Below are 14,798 nucleotides of genomic sequence, written 5' to 3'. Positions count from 1 at the left end.
AGGTTCTTGGCCCGCCTTTGGCTGTGGATGCTATGGGATGACGCCTGAACGAGGCGGTTCACTTCCTTGCCTCGAGCATACCTTGCAGCGTCCGAGGGGAAGCGACTCGAGCCAGTGCGGCTTGCCCTTGCGTCAGGCTAACTCTATCATGCTGTGATACAAATATCAGGGAAGGCGGTTTGCAAGAAATGGCTGAGCAGCGAATGTCGAAGACTGACTTTGAAACGCTTGCCCACTTTCGCTACCAACTGCGCCGCTATCTGCGTTTCAGCGAAGAGCTGACGCGCGGCAACGGAATAACGCCCTTGCAGTACCTGCTGTTGCTGCAGATCAAGGGTTTCCCCGGACGCGAGTCGGCAACCGTAGGCGAACTCGCCGAACGCTTGCAGGCCAAGCATCATGGGGTGGTGTCGCTGATTTCGCGCTGCGAGCTCGCCGGGCTGGTAAGGCGTAGCGTCGGCTGCGACGACCGGCGGCAGGTGGACGTGCAACTGACCGCAAAAGGAAACGAATGCCTTGAGCAGCTGGCAGGCCTTCATCGCCGCGAGCTGCTGTCCTTGCAGGGCAAATTCGCGGTGCCCGACTTGACGACGCTCGGTCACGAATAGCCGCGTATCGCTGCGCACATCGCGCTTGAAAGGAGTTACACCATGGCGGGAAATTCCGGCTTCCCAGAGGCGAATTCTGATCTCTTCGAGGCGATCGTGGCGCAGGCGCCGGACGTGATCATCTTCGCCGACTGCCAGGGAATGATCCGCGTCTGGAACCACGGTGCTGAAACCGTTTTTGGCTTTGCCGCTAGCGAAGTCCTCGGCGAAAGCCTCGACGTGATCATTCCGGAGCGGCTCCGAAAAGCGCACTGGGACGGCTTTCACAAAGCCATCGACAGCGGCCAGACCAAGCACCGGAACAAGGTACTGACGACCCGGTCGGTGCACAAGGACGGCAGCAAGCTCTACGTGGAATTGAGCTTCGGACTGGTCAAGAACGGCAGCGGTTTGGTTGTCGGTTCGCTGGCTATCGGCCGTGACTGCACCGCCCGCCATCTCAAGGCGGTCCCTGCGCAGTCTTCGCAGACTGCGAGTCCCTGCGCAAAACAAGCCGAGTGAATGGATCGTGAAATGATGACAAACCTCCCGGAGTTTTCCGAGCCGATCGCCGAAAACGAGGCGCCGCTGGAAATGCTTGCCGCTTGCCACCGCAGCATCGAGGCGCAATGCACGCGCTTGCGGCGCCTGGTCCCGCACCTGCTTGCCCACGGCGCCGACGACGCGGCGCGTACCGCAGCGATCACGCTGATGCGCTACTTCGACACCGCCGCCCTGGACCATCATGCCGATGAGGAAGACGATCTCTTCCCAGCGCTGATCGAGTCGATGGCCGGATCGGACGCGCTCTGCCTGCGCGCAATAATCGCTGGGCTGAGCGCCGATCACCGCGCACTGGAAGCCTGCTGGCGACACCTGCGCGCCACTCTCGAAATGATCGCAGCGGGCGAGTGCGTGCCGCTGCTCGTCGACGATGTCGAGGCACTGGCGGTTCGCTACGAACACCATATCGAGTGCGAGGAAAGCGAGCTCTTGCCAATGGCGGCGCGCTTGTTGAGCGATGCTGAGCTCGCTGGCGTCGGCCGTGCGATGCGCGCGCGCCGGGGGGCCGGCGAGGTTTAGGCACCAGCTACAAGCGCAGGCGCAGGCGCATGCTCCAATCCTCGGCCGCCGGCGATCGCCGGTCGGCTCGCTCACCCGCCCCCGGATCACGCCGCCCGTCCCTCGCCGGCTTCCTCGTAAGTGCGCCCGTCGCGGATGTGATAAATCCGCCGGAAGGTCGGGATGATCTTCTCGTCGTGGGTGACAACGATGATCGCCGTCGAAAAGCGCTGCGCCATCTCGTTCAGGATCCGGACCACGGCCAATGCGCGCTCGCTGTCGAGCGGTGCGGTCGGCTCGTCGGCGAGGATGATCGGCGGCTGGTTGACCAGTGCACGGGCGATCGCCACCCGCTGCTGCTCGCCGCCGGAAAGCTGCTCCACCCGCGCCTGGGCGCGATGCCCGACATCCAGCGCCGCAAGCATCTCGCGCGCCCGGGCACGCGCCCTGGTGTTGGCCATACCGGCCAGCATCGGTAACAGCGCGACGTTGTCGGTGACGTCGAGAAAAGGGATGAGATGCGGCGCCTGGAAAACAAAGCCGATGCGATCGCGCCGCAGGGCGCGCAAATCGCTGACCCGCCAGCCGTTGTCGTAGATCGCCTCGCCGGCGAGCGCCATACGGCCCGAGGTCGGTTCGATCACCGCGCCCAGGCATTTCAGCAGCGTGCTCTTGCCGGAACCGCTGGGACCGATCAGCCCGACGACCTCGCCGGGCTGGACGACCATGTCGACGCCCTTCAGTGCGTCGACCGCGGCATCGCCAACGCCGTAGCGTTTGGTCAGGCCGCTGATTTCAATCGCCGCAGCCATCTAGCCGCCGATCGCCGTCGCCGGGTCGACGCGCAGCGCGGCACGGATGGCGACGATGCTCGCCAGCGCACAAATGACCAGTACCAGCAAGGCGCCAAGCACCGCATCGCCCGGCAGCAGCAAGACGTATTTGGGGAAGATCGGTGCCCACAGCGTCGCTGCGGTCTTGCCGACGATGAAGCCGATCGCGCCCAGGCCAAGCGCCTGCTGGAGGATCATCGCGGAGATGGTCCGGTTGCGCGCGCCGATCAGCTTGAGCACGGCGATCTCGCGCACCTTGTTCAGGGTCATGGTGTAGATGATGAAGGCGACGATGGCCGCGCTGACGATCGCCAGGATGACCAGGAACATGAAGATCTGCTTCGCCGAGGTGGCGATCAGCTTGGCAACGAGGATTTCGTCCATATCGGCGCGCGTATACGCTTCCAGGTGCTTCCAACGCCTGATGTCGCTGGCCACGATCGCTTCGTCGGCGTGCGGCGCGAGCCGCAGCATGACCACATTCACCGTCCGGCTGCTGGCCTGGCTGGCCTGTACGGCCTCGAGCAGTCCCGGCACAGCGGGGCGATTAAACGCCGGATTGGCGGCGCTGCGCGCACGTTCATTGACCAGCGCGTCGTTGTCCTTGAGGAACTGCACTTCCTGCGCGTCGCGCAGCGGCACGAAGACCATCGGGTCGCCGCCCGACGACACCATGCGGCGGGTCAACCCGACCACGGTGTACTCGTGCCGTCGGATACGGATGCGCTGCCCGAGACGGAAGCCGGTCTTGATATCGGCAATCGCCTCGTAGTGCGAGCGCGTGATCGGACGCCCGGCGACGAGGTAGCCGGGTTCGCCGGGGTGGCCGGGCTGGAAGCCGACGAGCATCACCCGTACATCCTTGCCCTGATCTTCGATCTGCATCGTCAGATAGGTGACGTTGCCAGCCTCGGCCACTCCCTTGACGCCGAGCAGCGCGCGATAGGCGTCGTCGCGCACATTCGACGGTTCGGCGTAGGGGCCGAGTGTATTGCGCTGCACGACCCACAGATCGGCACCACCATTGCTCAGCAGGACACGTCCGTCATCGACCAGTCCGCGATAAATCCCGGCCATCGACAGCGTAACGCCGATCAGCAAGCCGAGCCCGATGCCGGTGAACAGGAACTTGCCCCAGCCATTGAGGATGTCGCGACCGGCGAGGTTGATCATCTCCCGGCACCGACGATGGCGGCGACGGCCCTGACTTTTGCGTCGGGCTGCAATGCCTGCTCACTGTGTACGATCACTTCGTCGCCCGCTGCCAGGCCAGAGAGAACCTGGCTGCGGCCATCGAGGGTCGCGATGCCAACCTCGACCGGATGGAACGTGACGCGCCCGCCCTCGATTCGCCACACGCCGTCCTGCCGGTCCACTCGCTTCACCGCCGCCGCCGGCAACCAGAGCGCGTCGGGCAGTTCGGCGGTGCCGATGGTCACCTCGACCAGCTCGCCGATCGACAGTGCGTCGGGGATCGCCGCGAAGCCGACATTGACGATGCGCTCTTCGGCGACCGCATCGCTTAGCCAATCGACGCGTTGGACTTCGCCCGGGTAGACCCGCTTGGCATCCGAGCGCAGCACGACCTCGGCTGACTGCCCGACGCGCACGCCGCCCGCCTGGCCCTGGTCGATGCGCGCCCTGACCCACAGACTCGCCGGATCGATGACCTGCAGCACTGCCTGCCCGGCGACGATCGTCGATCCCGGTTCGAACAGCCGCGCACTGACGACGCCATCGACGGGACTCAGCAGCCGTGCCTGCGCGCGCAGCTTGCCAACACCGGCGACATCGGACAGCGCGCGTTCGTGATCGCGCCGCGCCGCCGCCAATTGGGCGGTAGTGGCGTCCACTGCCGCCGTCGCGGCATTGGCTTCTTGTTGCCTGGCATCGGCGGCCTCCTGGCTGAAGAAACCGCGGCCCCGCAGTTCGGCCGAACGACGCGCGCTGGCGACCGCGACTCGCGCACGGCTCTGCGCCTCGGCGAGCTGGGCTTGCGCCGCGCGGACAGTGTTTTCGGCACGTTGGGCGACGAGTCGGCCGCTGGCGACGCGATCGTCGAGGTCGACCGGGTCGAGTTCGGCAAGCAGCTGCCCAGCCACGACGGCATCGCCCTGGTCGACCAGCACGCGCGCCACGCGGCTGGCCATCGTCGGAGCCAGTGTATAGCTGCGGCGCGCCTCGACGGTACCGATGCCGAAGGTGCTCGCCGACAGCGGCCCCTGCTGTACTTTTGCCAAAGTCACCCGGGTCGGCGCCAGCGGTCCCTGGCTGGTCGCCAGCCAGCCGAACAGCAGCACACTGGCGACGGCGACGACGCCCAATACGACCTTGCGGGAAAAGCGCGCGTTCATGCTTCTTGCGGCCCACGATAGCCGTGCACGAGCAACGGGAACATCTGGCGCGCACGCGCCATCATGGCGTCCTCGTTGCCGGCGAGCGCTGACTCGATGACCAGGCCCTGCACCGCCCCAATGAACAGCACCGGCGCCAGCGCGGTATCCAGCTCGGCGGCAAGCTCACCAGCCGCCCTGGCCTCGGCGAACAGCGACGCCAGCCGCTCGCGGTAGCCGGCGATCATCGCCCGGACCTCGGCGCGCACCGGCGAATCGCCGGGATATTGCAGCTCGTGGAAGAGCACGCGGGGAACGCCAGGATTGGCCGCGATGAAGGCCACGTGCGCAAAAAACGCCGCCTCGATCTTCGCCAGCGGCGACTGGCGCTGCGCCACCGCTGTCGCCAATACCGTGCCAAGCGATTCCCGGACCCAGGCGAAGACCGCCATCCAGATCGCCTCCTTGTCCGGGAAGTGACGGAAGATCGCCCCCTGCGTGACGCCGATCCGGTCGGCGATGGCCTGCGTGGTGATCGCCTCCGGCCCACGCTCGCGGGCCAGCGCCAGGACCGCCGCGACGATCTCGCGCTGTCGTTCGTCGCTGCTCAGACGTTGGCGAGAAGCCTTCTGGACGCTGCTCTGAATATCCATGATGGTCATCCGCTTGCACATTTGTAAGTAAGTGATTACTATCTTAGGCGTGTAATGTCCGTTTGACAAGCGTATCCATCCCGAGGAGAACGAACTCATGAAATTCCCGGCGTTTTTTGAATCTGCACCACGAATCACCGTTCGCGACCCGCTGGCCCGGTTCCTCGGGGCGTCGGAGGAAGGCATCATCGAGTACACCTACAGCGACGCGGTCAAGCTCGCCGGGCATTCGTGCCCGACCGTCGCTGCCGCGTATCTGATGACCCGCGCCGCCATGCGCGTCCTCTACCCGGCAGCCTTTCCCGAGCGCGGTGGCATCCGCGTCGAGCTCCGGGAAGACCCGCTCACCGGCGTTGCTGGCGTCATCGCCAACGTCGCCGGCTTGCTCACCGGTGCCAGCACCGATACCGGTTTCAAGGGAATTGCCGGTCGTTTTGATCGCCGTGGCCTGCTCTCCTTCGGCGCCGACATCCCCGGCCAGCTGCGTTTCACGCGGCAGGACACCAATGCCACAGCGATTGTCTCCGCCCGGCTGGAGCGCCTGCCGGGCGATGCGCGCATCGCTTCCCTGATGCCACGCTGCGTCGCCGGCACGGCCAGCGCCGACCAGCTCGCACAGTTCCAGTCATTGTGGCAAGACCGCGTCCGGATGCTGCTCGTCGAGCATGCTGACGATCCGGAGATCATTGTTGTTCAACACTGAGGAGAATCCCATGAAGATCCAGCGCAGCCTGCTCACCGCCGCCCTGCTCACCACCTTCGCCATCGGCGCGCCGGCCTTTGCCGCGCCAGCCCCTGCCGCCTCTGCCACCTCTGCCACCAATTCGCACCAGCACGCAGCGGCGACGCCGACCAAACTGATGCTCGATCACGGCAAGAAGTGGGCAACGGACGAGCCGCTGCGCCGGAACATGAGCGAAATCCGCAGCGCGCTGGTCGCAAAAGCCACAGCCATCCACCACGGAACGCTGACGGCAGACGATTACAAGGCGCTCGGCAGCCTGGTCGAAGCGCACGTCGCCAAGATCGTCAGCGAGTGCAAGCTCGACCCCGCAGCAGACGAAAACCTGCACCTCATCGTCGCCGAACTCAGCACCGGCGCCGACGCCATGCAGGGCAAGTCGAAAGCGACGCCGGCTGCCGGAGCAGCGCAGACGGTAGGCGCAGTGAACCAGTACGGCCGCTACTTCCAGCATCCGGGGTGGGCAGCAATCGACTGATTCGTCTGGCGAGCGAATCGTCGATGTCGGCACCGCCGGTCTTTCATCGTCAAGCGCGGCGGTCCGCGATAAAATCCATTTCGCCAACCGCCGTCCAGTTCGCGCTGGACTTTCGCCGTGACGTGTAGGGGTCTGTTTCGCGCCTGACGAACGGCTTGCACAGCGAACGCCAAGCTCTGCCCCTGCCGCGGGCGCTCCTCTAAAACGATAAGGAAGGAATGACGGTGAACGATAAGGTGCAAGCGGATTGGGAGCCAAAATCCGACGCTGTCCAGCGTGATCAGCGAGCGGCCTACGACGAGATGCGCGAGCGCTGTCCGGTCGCGTACAGCGATTTTCTTGAGTGGTCGGTTTTTCGGCACGAGGATATCGTTCGCGTGCTGATGGACCCCGACACCTTCAGCAACGCCGCATCCCGACATCTCTCCGTTCCGGACGGAATGGATCCTCCCGAGCATACCGAGTACCGACGGATGATCGAGCAATATTTTCGGCCGGAACGTGTAGACGCGTTCGAGCCGCAATGTCGCGAGATCGCCGCGAAGCGTCTGCAATCGCTGCTGGAGCGCGATGAGCTGGAGTTCATTGGCGACTTCGCCCATTGGTTCGCCGTACGGATTCAGTCCGCCTCGCTCGGTTGGCCGCTCGAAATGTGCGAAACACTGCGTCTCTGGACGCAGAAGAATCATCAGGCGACTTTTGCGCAGGACCGACCGGCGATGGCGGAAATCGCCAAAGAATTCGAGGGCTACGTTCACCAGTTGCTGCAAATCCGGCGCGCGGCCGGTGCGCAGGCCAGTGACGACATCACCGGTTCGCTGCTTCGGCAACAGGTACAGGGCCGGCCGCTGCGCGATGAAGAAATCGTCAGCATCGTGCGAAACTGGACCGTCGGTGAGGTCGGCACGATCTCGGCAGCGCTGGGCATCCTCGTTCACTACCTCGCGCAACACCCGGATCTGCAGCAGCAGCTGCGCGCACAGCCCTCCCTGCTGCCCGCCGCAATCGAAGAGATTCTCCGGATTTACGGACCCTTGGTGTCCAACCGCCGGATCACTACTCGTCCGGTTGAAATCGGCGGCCGGAAGATCGCGGCCGGCGAACGGCTCTCGTTGATCTGGATTTCCGCCAACCGCGATGCTCGTGTTTTCGAGGAACCGGAGGCCTATCGGCCGGACCGCGACCAGACCGCAAATCTGCTGTACGGCGCGGGAATCCACGTCTGCCCAGGCGCTCCTCTTGCTCGGATGGAGATGCGCGTGGCGATGGAGGAGATACTCGGGCACACGACCCGGATCGACCCGATCCCGGAGACGCCGCCCACCGGCGCGGTGTACCCCGGCAGTGGTTTCGCCACCCTGCCCCTGCGAGTCCGCTAAGCGCCGCCAACACGCTTACGACGGAGTGAGTAGTAAGCGGCCGACGCGATTCATACTCGGCCGACCGGTCTCGAACTGATCATTGTCGAGGCCAGCGCTATGGAATAAATGATCTGCAAATAGTAAGGTCTGAAAAGCACCGGATTCATTGACTCGCCAGCACGCCACATTGCAAAACGCTGATTGGCGAGGCTTCCAGAACGACGTAAGAACACCGGAGGAACGCTCCAATGCTGAACCTTTCCATCCCCTTACACGAATCCGTTTTCTCCGCCCTCCATCTTGCCCCGGAGGAATTCGTTCAGGAGATGCGCGTGGCCGCCGCAATTCAATGGTATGCCCAGGCGCGGATCAGCCAAAACAAGGCCGCTGAAATCGCTGGTTTGAGTCGTGCCGATTTCATTCGCGCCCTCTCGGACGCCAGGGTTTCACCGTTTCAGGTAACAGCAGAATCCTTGCGCGAGGAAATGTCCGATGCGGATTGATCGGGTGGTGGTCAATTCATCGCCTCTGATCACGCTATTCAACAGCGGACACGCGGAGCTGCTGCCCGGTCTGTTTTCCGAAGTCCACGTGCCCGATGCCGTCTGGCTTGAAGTTGCCGAGGGCGGCCATCAGGACATTGCTGCACAGGCCATTCGTTCCGCGCAATGGATCAAGCGATTGCCGCCGACATTGCCCGACCCACTGGTCATGGCATGGGATGCCGGCCTTGGCGAAACCGCGGTAATTTCGCTTGCCCGCACGGCCCCTGATTTGCGCGCTATCGTCGACGACGATTACGCTCGCCGTTGCGCGCGCGCTCTTGGGGTCAAGACTCTGGGCACTTGCGGCGTCATTCTGCTGGCCAAACATCGTCACCTTATCCCCTGCGTCAAACCGGCTCTGGATGCGCTCCGCATTACCGGGCTCTGGTTGTCCGACGGTCTGGTTCGCACCATCCTGACGGAAGCGGGAGAGATTTGACTCGGCCATGAACAACGCCTCGGCCAGTCAGTTGCCACTAAGCCGACCAGTCGTCATTGCGAACGGAGTGAAGCAATCCAGGGGGGTGCAGCGGCGGACCCAGCGGGGTGATCGGAAGGGACTACTGGACTGCCTCGTCGCTACGCTCCTCGCAGTGACGGTGCTCAACGCTGTGTGGGGGGACAGTTGCCAAGGCGGTTTTTGCGAAAGCTCAAGTCAGCCGAATGGTCACTAACAGCGCGTCCACTCGTCCGAAAGCCGCTCGGCCTGATCGAGGACTAGCGCAATCGCCTCTTCCTGCATTTCTGGCGGGTACTTGTAGCGACGCAGGGTAATGCGCACCAGGTTACGCAGGCGAGCGCGTACGCTGTCTCGCTTCTGCCAATCGACGGTGGCGCTTCTGCGCAGCTTGTCGGTCAGCTCGTGCGCGATCTTCTTCAGAATCTCATCGCCCATCTCGCGCACGGCGCTTTCGTTGTCAGCCAGCGCATCGTAAAAAGCCAGTTCGGAGTCATTGAGTCCCAGCGCATCGCCGCGCTGGGCGGCGGCGCGAAACTCTTTGGCCATGGCGATCAGTTCCTCGATCACCTGGGCGCTTTCGATGGCCCGGCCACGGTAGCGATTGAGCGCCGCCTGCAGGCGTTCGCTGAACTTGCGCTCCATCACCACATTGGTCCGCGAACGCGACTTCACTTCGTCGTTGAGCAACTTCTGCAGCAGTTCGACCGCGAAGTTGCGCTGCGGCAGGCGGCGCACCTCTTCCAGGAAAGCGTCAGAAAGAATCCCGATGTCCGGTCGATCCAGCCCGGCGAGTTTGAAAATGTCCTCGACGCCCTCGGCGACCACGGCATTGTCGAGAATCAGTTTGAGCACGGCGTTCTTCTGGTCCTCCGAAAGCTTCTTCTCGGAAGTCGTCGCCTTGGCGATCACCGCCCTGATCGCCTGAAAAAATGCGATTTCCTCACGCAGCGCCATCGCCTCATCGAGCGTGCCGCACAGCGAAAAAGCCTTGGTAATGGCCAGCACGACATCGAACCAGCGTTTCTTGCCCTCCTCCTGCCCGAGCACGAAATTGGCGGCCGGCAACAATAGCGCCACCGCGCGAGTCGGATAGCCCGCGAAGTCGAAGCCATGCAGCAGAGCACGCGCCACGTCGATCAACTCCTTCAGCTTGGCCAGCGCCTCGGCCGCATCCAGCGTCGGCTGGCCCTTGCCACGGCTTTCGGTATACGCCTTCAGAGCGCTGCGTAGTTCCGCAGCGATGCCGATGTAATCGACCACCAGTCCGCCTTCCTTGTCGCGGAAGACGCGGTTCACCCGGGCAATGGCCTGCATCAGGTTGTGGTCGCGCATCGGTTTGTCCACGTACATGGTGTGCAGACAGGGCACGTCGAAGCCGGTCAGCCACATGTCACGCACGATCACCAGCTTGAGGCCGTCGTTGGCATCCTTGAAGCGCTTTTCCAGTAACTTCTTGGTGCTGTGATTGTAGATGTGCGGGCGCAACAACTCGCGATCGGCCGCCGAACCGGTCATCACCACCTTGATCGCGCCATGTGCCGGGTCGTCGCTGTGCCACGCGGGGCGCAGGGAAACGATGGCCGGGTAGAGCCGGGCACAGATTTCGCGGCTCATGCCGACGATCATGCCCTTGCCGGCCACCGCCTCATTGCGCGCCGCGAAGTGCTGCACGATGTCGGCCGCCACCTGGTCGACGCGCGGCTGCGCGCCGACCAGTTTTTCCAGCGCCGCCCAGCGCGTCTTGGCCGCCTCGCGCAGGGCAACGTCCTCCTCGTCCTCGAACACCTCCTCGACATCCCTGTTGAGCTGTTCCATCGCGGCCTGGTCGAGGTCCAGCTTGGCCAGCCGACTCTCGTAGTAGATCGGCACCGTCGCGCCATCATCCACCGCGTCCTGGATATCGTAGATACTGACGTAGTCGCCGAACACCGCGCGCGTGTCCTTGTCGGTGCTTTCCACGGGCGTACCGGTGAAGCCGACGAAAGTGCAGATTTCCTGATCCCGGCCGGGAATGTAGGTAGAATTCCGGGATTGCACGTGGCACTTTATTTTGACGGCCATGATTTTCTTATGGCATAAACCAAGCTTCGCTAGGAGTGCAAGGAGGAGCAGACGTTGAGGCAATCGTGGCTTCCAGGGTTTCCGGATGGTGCGCAGAAAGTGGGAGAAGGGTTGGCGATTCTGGAGAAGGATGGCCAAGCGATCTACTTTGTTGGGGGAGACAATTACTTCTCGCACCCCGTAGGAGACGACGCTGGCCGCAGGTTCGCTCTGACCAGCCTGATGGAGAACGGGCACGTCAAGGCGGTCGAACTGGAAAGGCCACCGCTGTGCATCCCGCACCGCACGCTGATGAACTGGGTGGGACAAAGCCGCAAAGCCGGGCCATCGTCTTTCTTTCGACCGGCGGCGGCGAGCCGGCCGCGGATCATGACGCCGGACAAGAGTGCCGAATGCGCGCGGCTGTTGAGCGAGGGAAAGCGTCCTGCCGAAGTGGCACGGCAGGTGGGCGTCCAGGAGTCGACGCTGCGCAAGGCGATCCGGCGCCAGGGCGTGCCGCAGTTGGCCGCCTTGCCGCAAGAGGCAGGGGAGTTGGAAGCGGCGAGCACCAAGAGTGAGCGCAGCCGGGCGGATGCGGAAGCCGCCGCGGGGATGGGCACCGCCTGCACGCGCGCCGACGAGCGGATCCAAACGGCGCTGGGATTGGCGACCGGTGCGACGACGCGCTTCGAAGCGAGCCACGATGTGGCGATGGGGGGGCTGTTGGCCGGCTTGCCGGCCTTGTGCGCGAACGGGCTACTGACCGGCCTGGATCGCCATCTCAAGCTGCCCCGGGGATTCTACAGCGCCTTGCACATCCTTCTCGTCCTCGGCTTCATGGCCCTGGGGCGAATCAAGCGGCCGGAACATCTGCGACAAACCTCGCCCGGAGAACTCGGCAAAGTCATCGGCCTGGACCGGGTACCGGAAGTCCGCACCCTGCGGGAAAAGGTCCATCTGCTGGCCAAGACGGGTGACCCGGCAGCCTGGATGCGGGATCTCGCGAAGCTCTGGATGGAAAGCGAGCCAGAAGAAGCGGGTTACCTGTATGTCGATGGTCATGTTCGGGTGTATCACGGCGAGCAGGCCAGGCTGTCGAAGCGCTACGTCTCGCGCGAACGCCTGTGCCTGCGGGGCACCACCGACTACTGGGTTAACGATGCCCTGGGTCGCCCGTTCTTTGTGGTTTCGCAGCCGCTCAATGACGGACTCGCCGAGACCCTGCTCAAGGACATCGTCCCCCAACTGCTGGAGATTGTCCCGGGACAGCCGACGCCGGCCGAACTGGACGCCGACCCGACCCTGCACCGGTTTGTCATGGTCTTCGATCGGGAAGGGGCCACCCAGAGTCTCCTCGGCAGACTCTGGAAACAGCGCATCGGCGCACTGACCTACCGCAAGAACGTCAAGGACCTCTGGTCCGAAGAGGTGTTTCAGGAACAGGAAGTCCATCTGCCGGCAGGCGGCAGCACCGGGATGAAACTCGCCATGCGCGAAACCCGACTCGGCACAGGCGATGGCAGCCTGGCCGTGAGCGAAGTTCGTCGGCTGACCCAGACGGGACATCAAACAGCCGTGATCACGACCGCCCGGCAACTCGGAAACACCACCATCGCTGGGCGGATGTTCGCCCGTTGGTGCCAGGAAAACTACTTCGCGTACATGATGGAACATTATGATATTGATGGGCTTATCGAGTACGGAGACGAATCTCTTCCCGGCACTCACCAGGTCGTTAACCCCCGCTGGCGGGAACTCGACAAGGCCGTCAGGCAAACCCGCCAGAGCGAAAGAAAACTGCAGGCCGCAATCGCCAGGACGGCCTTGAACGACGGCGGCGAAATCCAGAAAAACGCCGAGTCTGTCGAAGCACTGCAGGCCGTTCAGGAGGAGCTCAAGCGACTTTGCGCGGCGCGCAAGGCAAGCCCCCGAAAGATGACGATCGACAGTCTGCCCGAGGCCGAGCGACCGACCCAACTGCCGCCGCTGAACAAGATGCTCTGCGATACCGTGAAAATGGTCGCCTACCGGGCCGAGACCGCCATGGTGGCGCTATTGCGCCGCCACTTGAAGAAGGAGGACGACGCACGTGCGCTCATTCGCGAATTGTTCGTTTCTTCCGCTGACATCGAACCGAACGCGCTAGCCAACACCCTGACCATCAAAATTCACCGGATGGCCAGCCCAGCTCATGATCGCGCTATCGCCGCGCTCCTCGAGGAACTCACCCTGCAAGATTTTCCGCATCCGGAAACCGGGGCAAGAATGACCTTCACTCTTGTCTGAAGTGCCAACCCGGTTTCCTCCGAGATCAGGAAATCTGAAGTGGCGTTTTTCAGCGCGTCGCGCAGATGCTTGGCGAAGCCGTATTTGTACTTGCCGGTCTTCTTGTCCAGCACGGCGCGGAAGCCGTATTGCGAGCGGTGCGCCTCGTCGGCGATGACCACGATATTGGTGCGCGCCGACAGCAACGGAAACGCGTCTTCATCGGTCCCCGGCGCGAACTTCTGCACCGTCGTGAAAATGATGCCGCCGGACGGTCGACCGTCGAGCAAGGCGCGCAACTCGTCGCGGTCGGCCGCCTGCTGTGGCGCTTCCTTCAACAAGGAACGCGCGCCGGTAAAGGTCTGAAATAGTTGGCCGTCCAGGTCGTTGCGATCGGTCACCACGACCAGCGTCGGGTTCTGCATTTCCGGCTGCTGCATCAACTTGGCGGCAAAGCAGACCATGGAAATGCTCTTGCCGGAACCCTGGGTGTGCCAGACGATGCCGCCCTTGCGCGCCTCGACGCGCTTGCCGTAGGTCGCCCGCGGCTCTTCCACCCGATTGCCCTCGGGCAACAACGGCATGGTCGCCGCCTTGATCGCGACCCGCACCGCCTCGCGCACGGCGTGGAACTGGTGGTAGCCGGCAATCTTCTTGGTCAGCTTGCCGTCGAAGGTCTCGAAGAGCACGAAATAGCGCAGGTAGTCGAGCAGCAACTCGGGCGCAAAGAAGCCGCGCACGACCTTTTCCAGCTCGAACTCCAAAAGCGGCCGGTCGTTCTCGTTCTTCACCGTGCGCCACGGCAGGTAACGCTCGCGGCTGGCGGTCAGCGAACCGACATGGGCATGCAGGCCATCCGAAATTACCAGCGCCTCATTGAAGACGAAAAGATCGGCAATCTCTTCCTTGTAGGTTGCCAGCTGATTGAAAGCCGACCAGATATCCGCCTGCTCCGAAGCGGCGTTCTTGAGCTCAATTACCGCAATCGGCAAGCCGTTGATGAAGCACACCAGATCGGGCCGGCGCGGCTGCTTCCTACCCTGAATGGTGAATTGATTGACCACCAGGAAACGATTGCGCCCCGGATTCTCAAAATCGATCAGGCGCACCCGGTCCCCGCGCCGCCCGCCCTCGCCTTCCACCTCGACTGGCACGCCATCGATCAGCGCCTCGTGGAAAGCGCGATTGCTCTGGATCAGCGAAGGATGGTCGGGCTTGGCGATGTGATGCAGCACCTCGTCGAGGACGGCCTTGGGCACATCGGGATTCAGACGACCCAATGCTGAGCGAAGCTGTGTGGGCAGCAGAACCTGGCGGTAGTCGGTGCGCTCGGGTGTGTCGCTATCCGGGGCGATATCGCGACCATGGCGGAACTCCCAGCCGGTGTCCTGGAACCAAGTCAGCGCGAGCTTTTCGAGTTCGTTTTCGGTGATCACTTT

At 63.4% G+C, this 14,798-nt stretch carries 14 protein-coding genes and 1 pseudogene; 9 read left to right on the top strand and 6 right to left on the bottom strand.

Annotated features, from left to right (window positions below; all coding sequences use genetic code 11):
• Window positions 1-188 precede the first annotated feature (188 nt).
• Genes QZ656_RS00515 through QZ656_RS00505 form a run of 3 tightly spaced genes read left to right on the top strand, consistent with a single transcriptional unit; the run spans window position 189 to window position 1,670 of the window.
• Window positions 189-608 carry a MarR family transcriptional regulator gene (locus QZ656_RS00515; protein WP_291991566.1) on the top strand — a complete coding sequence of 140 codons (420 nt, stop codon included), beginning with the start codon at window positions 189-191 and terminating at the stop codon, window positions 606-608.
• A gap of 42 nt (window positions 609-650) precedes the next feature.
• Window positions 651-1,109, top strand: coding sequence for a PAS domain S-box protein (locus QZ656_RS00510; protein ID WP_291991565.1), 459 nt, complete (start codon window positions 651-653; stop codon window positions 1,107-1,109).
• A 12-nt stretch (window positions 1,110-1,121) separates the two neighbouring features.
• The gene (locus QZ656_RS00505) at window positions 1,122-1,670 is read left to right on the top strand and encodes a hemerythrin domain-containing protein (RefSeq protein ID WP_291991564.1); all 549 of its coding nucleotides are present in this window, start codon (window positions 1,122-1,124) and stop codon (window positions 1,668-1,670) included.
• Window positions 1,671-1,756: 86 nt separating this feature from the next.
• On the opposite strand, the gene QZ656_RS00500 is transcribed toward QZ656_RS00505, so the two are convergent.
• From QZ656_RS00500 to QZ656_RS00485, 4 genes are read right to left on the bottom strand one after another with little or no spacing between them, the layout of a single operon-like run.
• On the bottom strand, window positions 1,757-2,461 hold the full coding sequence (locus QZ656_RS00500; RefSeq protein WP_291991563.1) for an ABC transporter ATP-binding protein: 705 nt from the start codon (window positions 2,459-2,461) through the stop codon (window positions 1,757-1,759).
• Window positions 2,462-3,655: an ABC transporter permease gene (locus QZ656_RS00495; protein ID WP_291991562.1), complete on the bottom strand. Its 1,194-nt coding sequence runs from the start codon at window positions 3,653-3,655 to the stop codon at window positions 2,462-2,464. It lies immediately after the preceding gene.
• On the bottom strand, window positions 3,652-4,836 hold the full coding sequence (locus tag QZ656_RS00490; protein ID WP_291991561.1) for an efflux RND transporter periplasmic adaptor subunit: 1,185 nt from the start codon (window positions 4,834-4,836) through the stop codon (window positions 3,652-3,654). Before QZ656_RS00490 ends, QZ656_RS00495 begins: the two co-directional genes overlap by 4 nt.
• Window positions 4,833-5,468, bottom strand: coding sequence for a TetR family transcriptional regulator (locus QZ656_RS00485; protein WP_291991560.1), 636 nt, complete (start codon window positions 5,466-5,468; stop codon window positions 4,833-4,835). Before QZ656_RS00485 ends, QZ656_RS00490 begins: the two co-directional genes overlap by 4 nt.
• A 97-nt stretch (window positions 5,469-5,565) precedes the next feature.
• Between QZ656_RS00485 and QZ656_RS00480 the strand changes: the two genes are divergently transcribed.
• The 5 genes from QZ656_RS00480 (at window position 5,566) to QZ656_RS00460 (ending at window position 9,033) form a co-directional block, all read left to right on the top strand.
• Complete coding sequence (locus QZ656_RS00480; RefSeq protein ID WP_291991559.1) at window positions 5,566-6,171, top strand: hypothetical protein; 606 nt, start codon at window positions 5,566-5,568, stop codon at window positions 6,169-6,171.
• A gap of 10 nt (window positions 6,172-6,181) precedes the next feature.
• Window positions 6,182-6,688 (top strand): hypothetical protein, encoded by a 507-nt coding sequence (locus QZ656_RS00475; RefSeq protein WP_291991558.1) that lies wholly within the window; start codon window positions 6,182-6,184, stop codon window positions 6,686-6,688.
• 383 nt (window positions 6,689-7,071) lie between these two features.
• On the top strand, window positions 7,072-8,067 hold the full coding sequence (locus tag QZ656_RS00470; protein ID WP_366522088.1) for a cytochrome P450: 996 nt from the start codon (window positions 7,072-7,074) through the stop codon (window positions 8,065-8,067).
• A gap of 230 nt (window positions 8,068-8,297) precedes the next feature.
• Window positions 8,298-8,552, top strand: coding sequence for a UPF0175 family protein (locus QZ656_RS00465; protein ID WP_291991556.1), 255 nt, complete (start codon window positions 8,298-8,300; stop codon window positions 8,550-8,552).
• A complete protein-coding gene (locus tag QZ656_RS00460) occupies window positions 8,542-9,033 on the top strand; it encodes a DUF3368 domain-containing protein (RefSeq protein ID WP_291991555.1) in 492 nt (163 codons plus the stop codon). Before QZ656_RS00465 ends, QZ656_RS00460 begins: the two co-directional genes overlap by 11 nt.
• A gap of 231 nt (window positions 9,034-9,264) precedes the next feature.
• Here the strand turns inward: QZ656_RS00460 and QZ656_RS00455 are convergent.
• Window positions 9,265-11,037, bottom strand: a pseudogene (locus tag QZ656_RS00455) (type I restriction enzyme endonuclease domain-containing protein); the annotation flags it as partial.
• 189 nt (window positions 11,038-11,226) lie between these two features.
• On the opposite strand from QZ656_RS00455, the gene QZ656_RS00450 reads away from it, so the two are divergent.
• Window positions 11,227-13,380: a helix-turn-helix domain-containing protein gene (locus QZ656_RS00450; RefSeq protein WP_291991554.1), complete on the top strand. Its 2,154-nt coding sequence runs from the start codon at window positions 11,227-11,229 to the stop codon at window positions 13,378-13,380.
• On the opposite strand, the gene QZ656_RS00445 is transcribed toward QZ656_RS00450, so the two are convergent.
• On the bottom strand, window positions 13,284-14,795 hold the full coding sequence (locus QZ656_RS00445) for a type I restriction endonuclease (RefSeq protein WP_366522057.1): 1,512 nt from the start codon (window positions 14,793-14,795) through the stop codon (window positions 13,284-13,286). The two genes, QZ656_RS00450 and QZ656_RS00445, sit on opposite strands and share 97 nt — an antisense overlap.
• Between the last annotated feature and the right edge of the window lie 3 nt (window positions 14,796-14,798).

Source organism: Candidatus Accumulibacter sp. ACC003 (genome assembly GCF_907163085.1).
Classification (GTDB): Bacteria; Pseudomonadota; Gammaproteobacteria; order Burkholderiales; family Rhodocyclaceae; genus Accumulibacter.
Note: the sequence above shows the minus strand (reverse complement) of the source record. Positions and strands in the feature narration are given on the sequence as shown.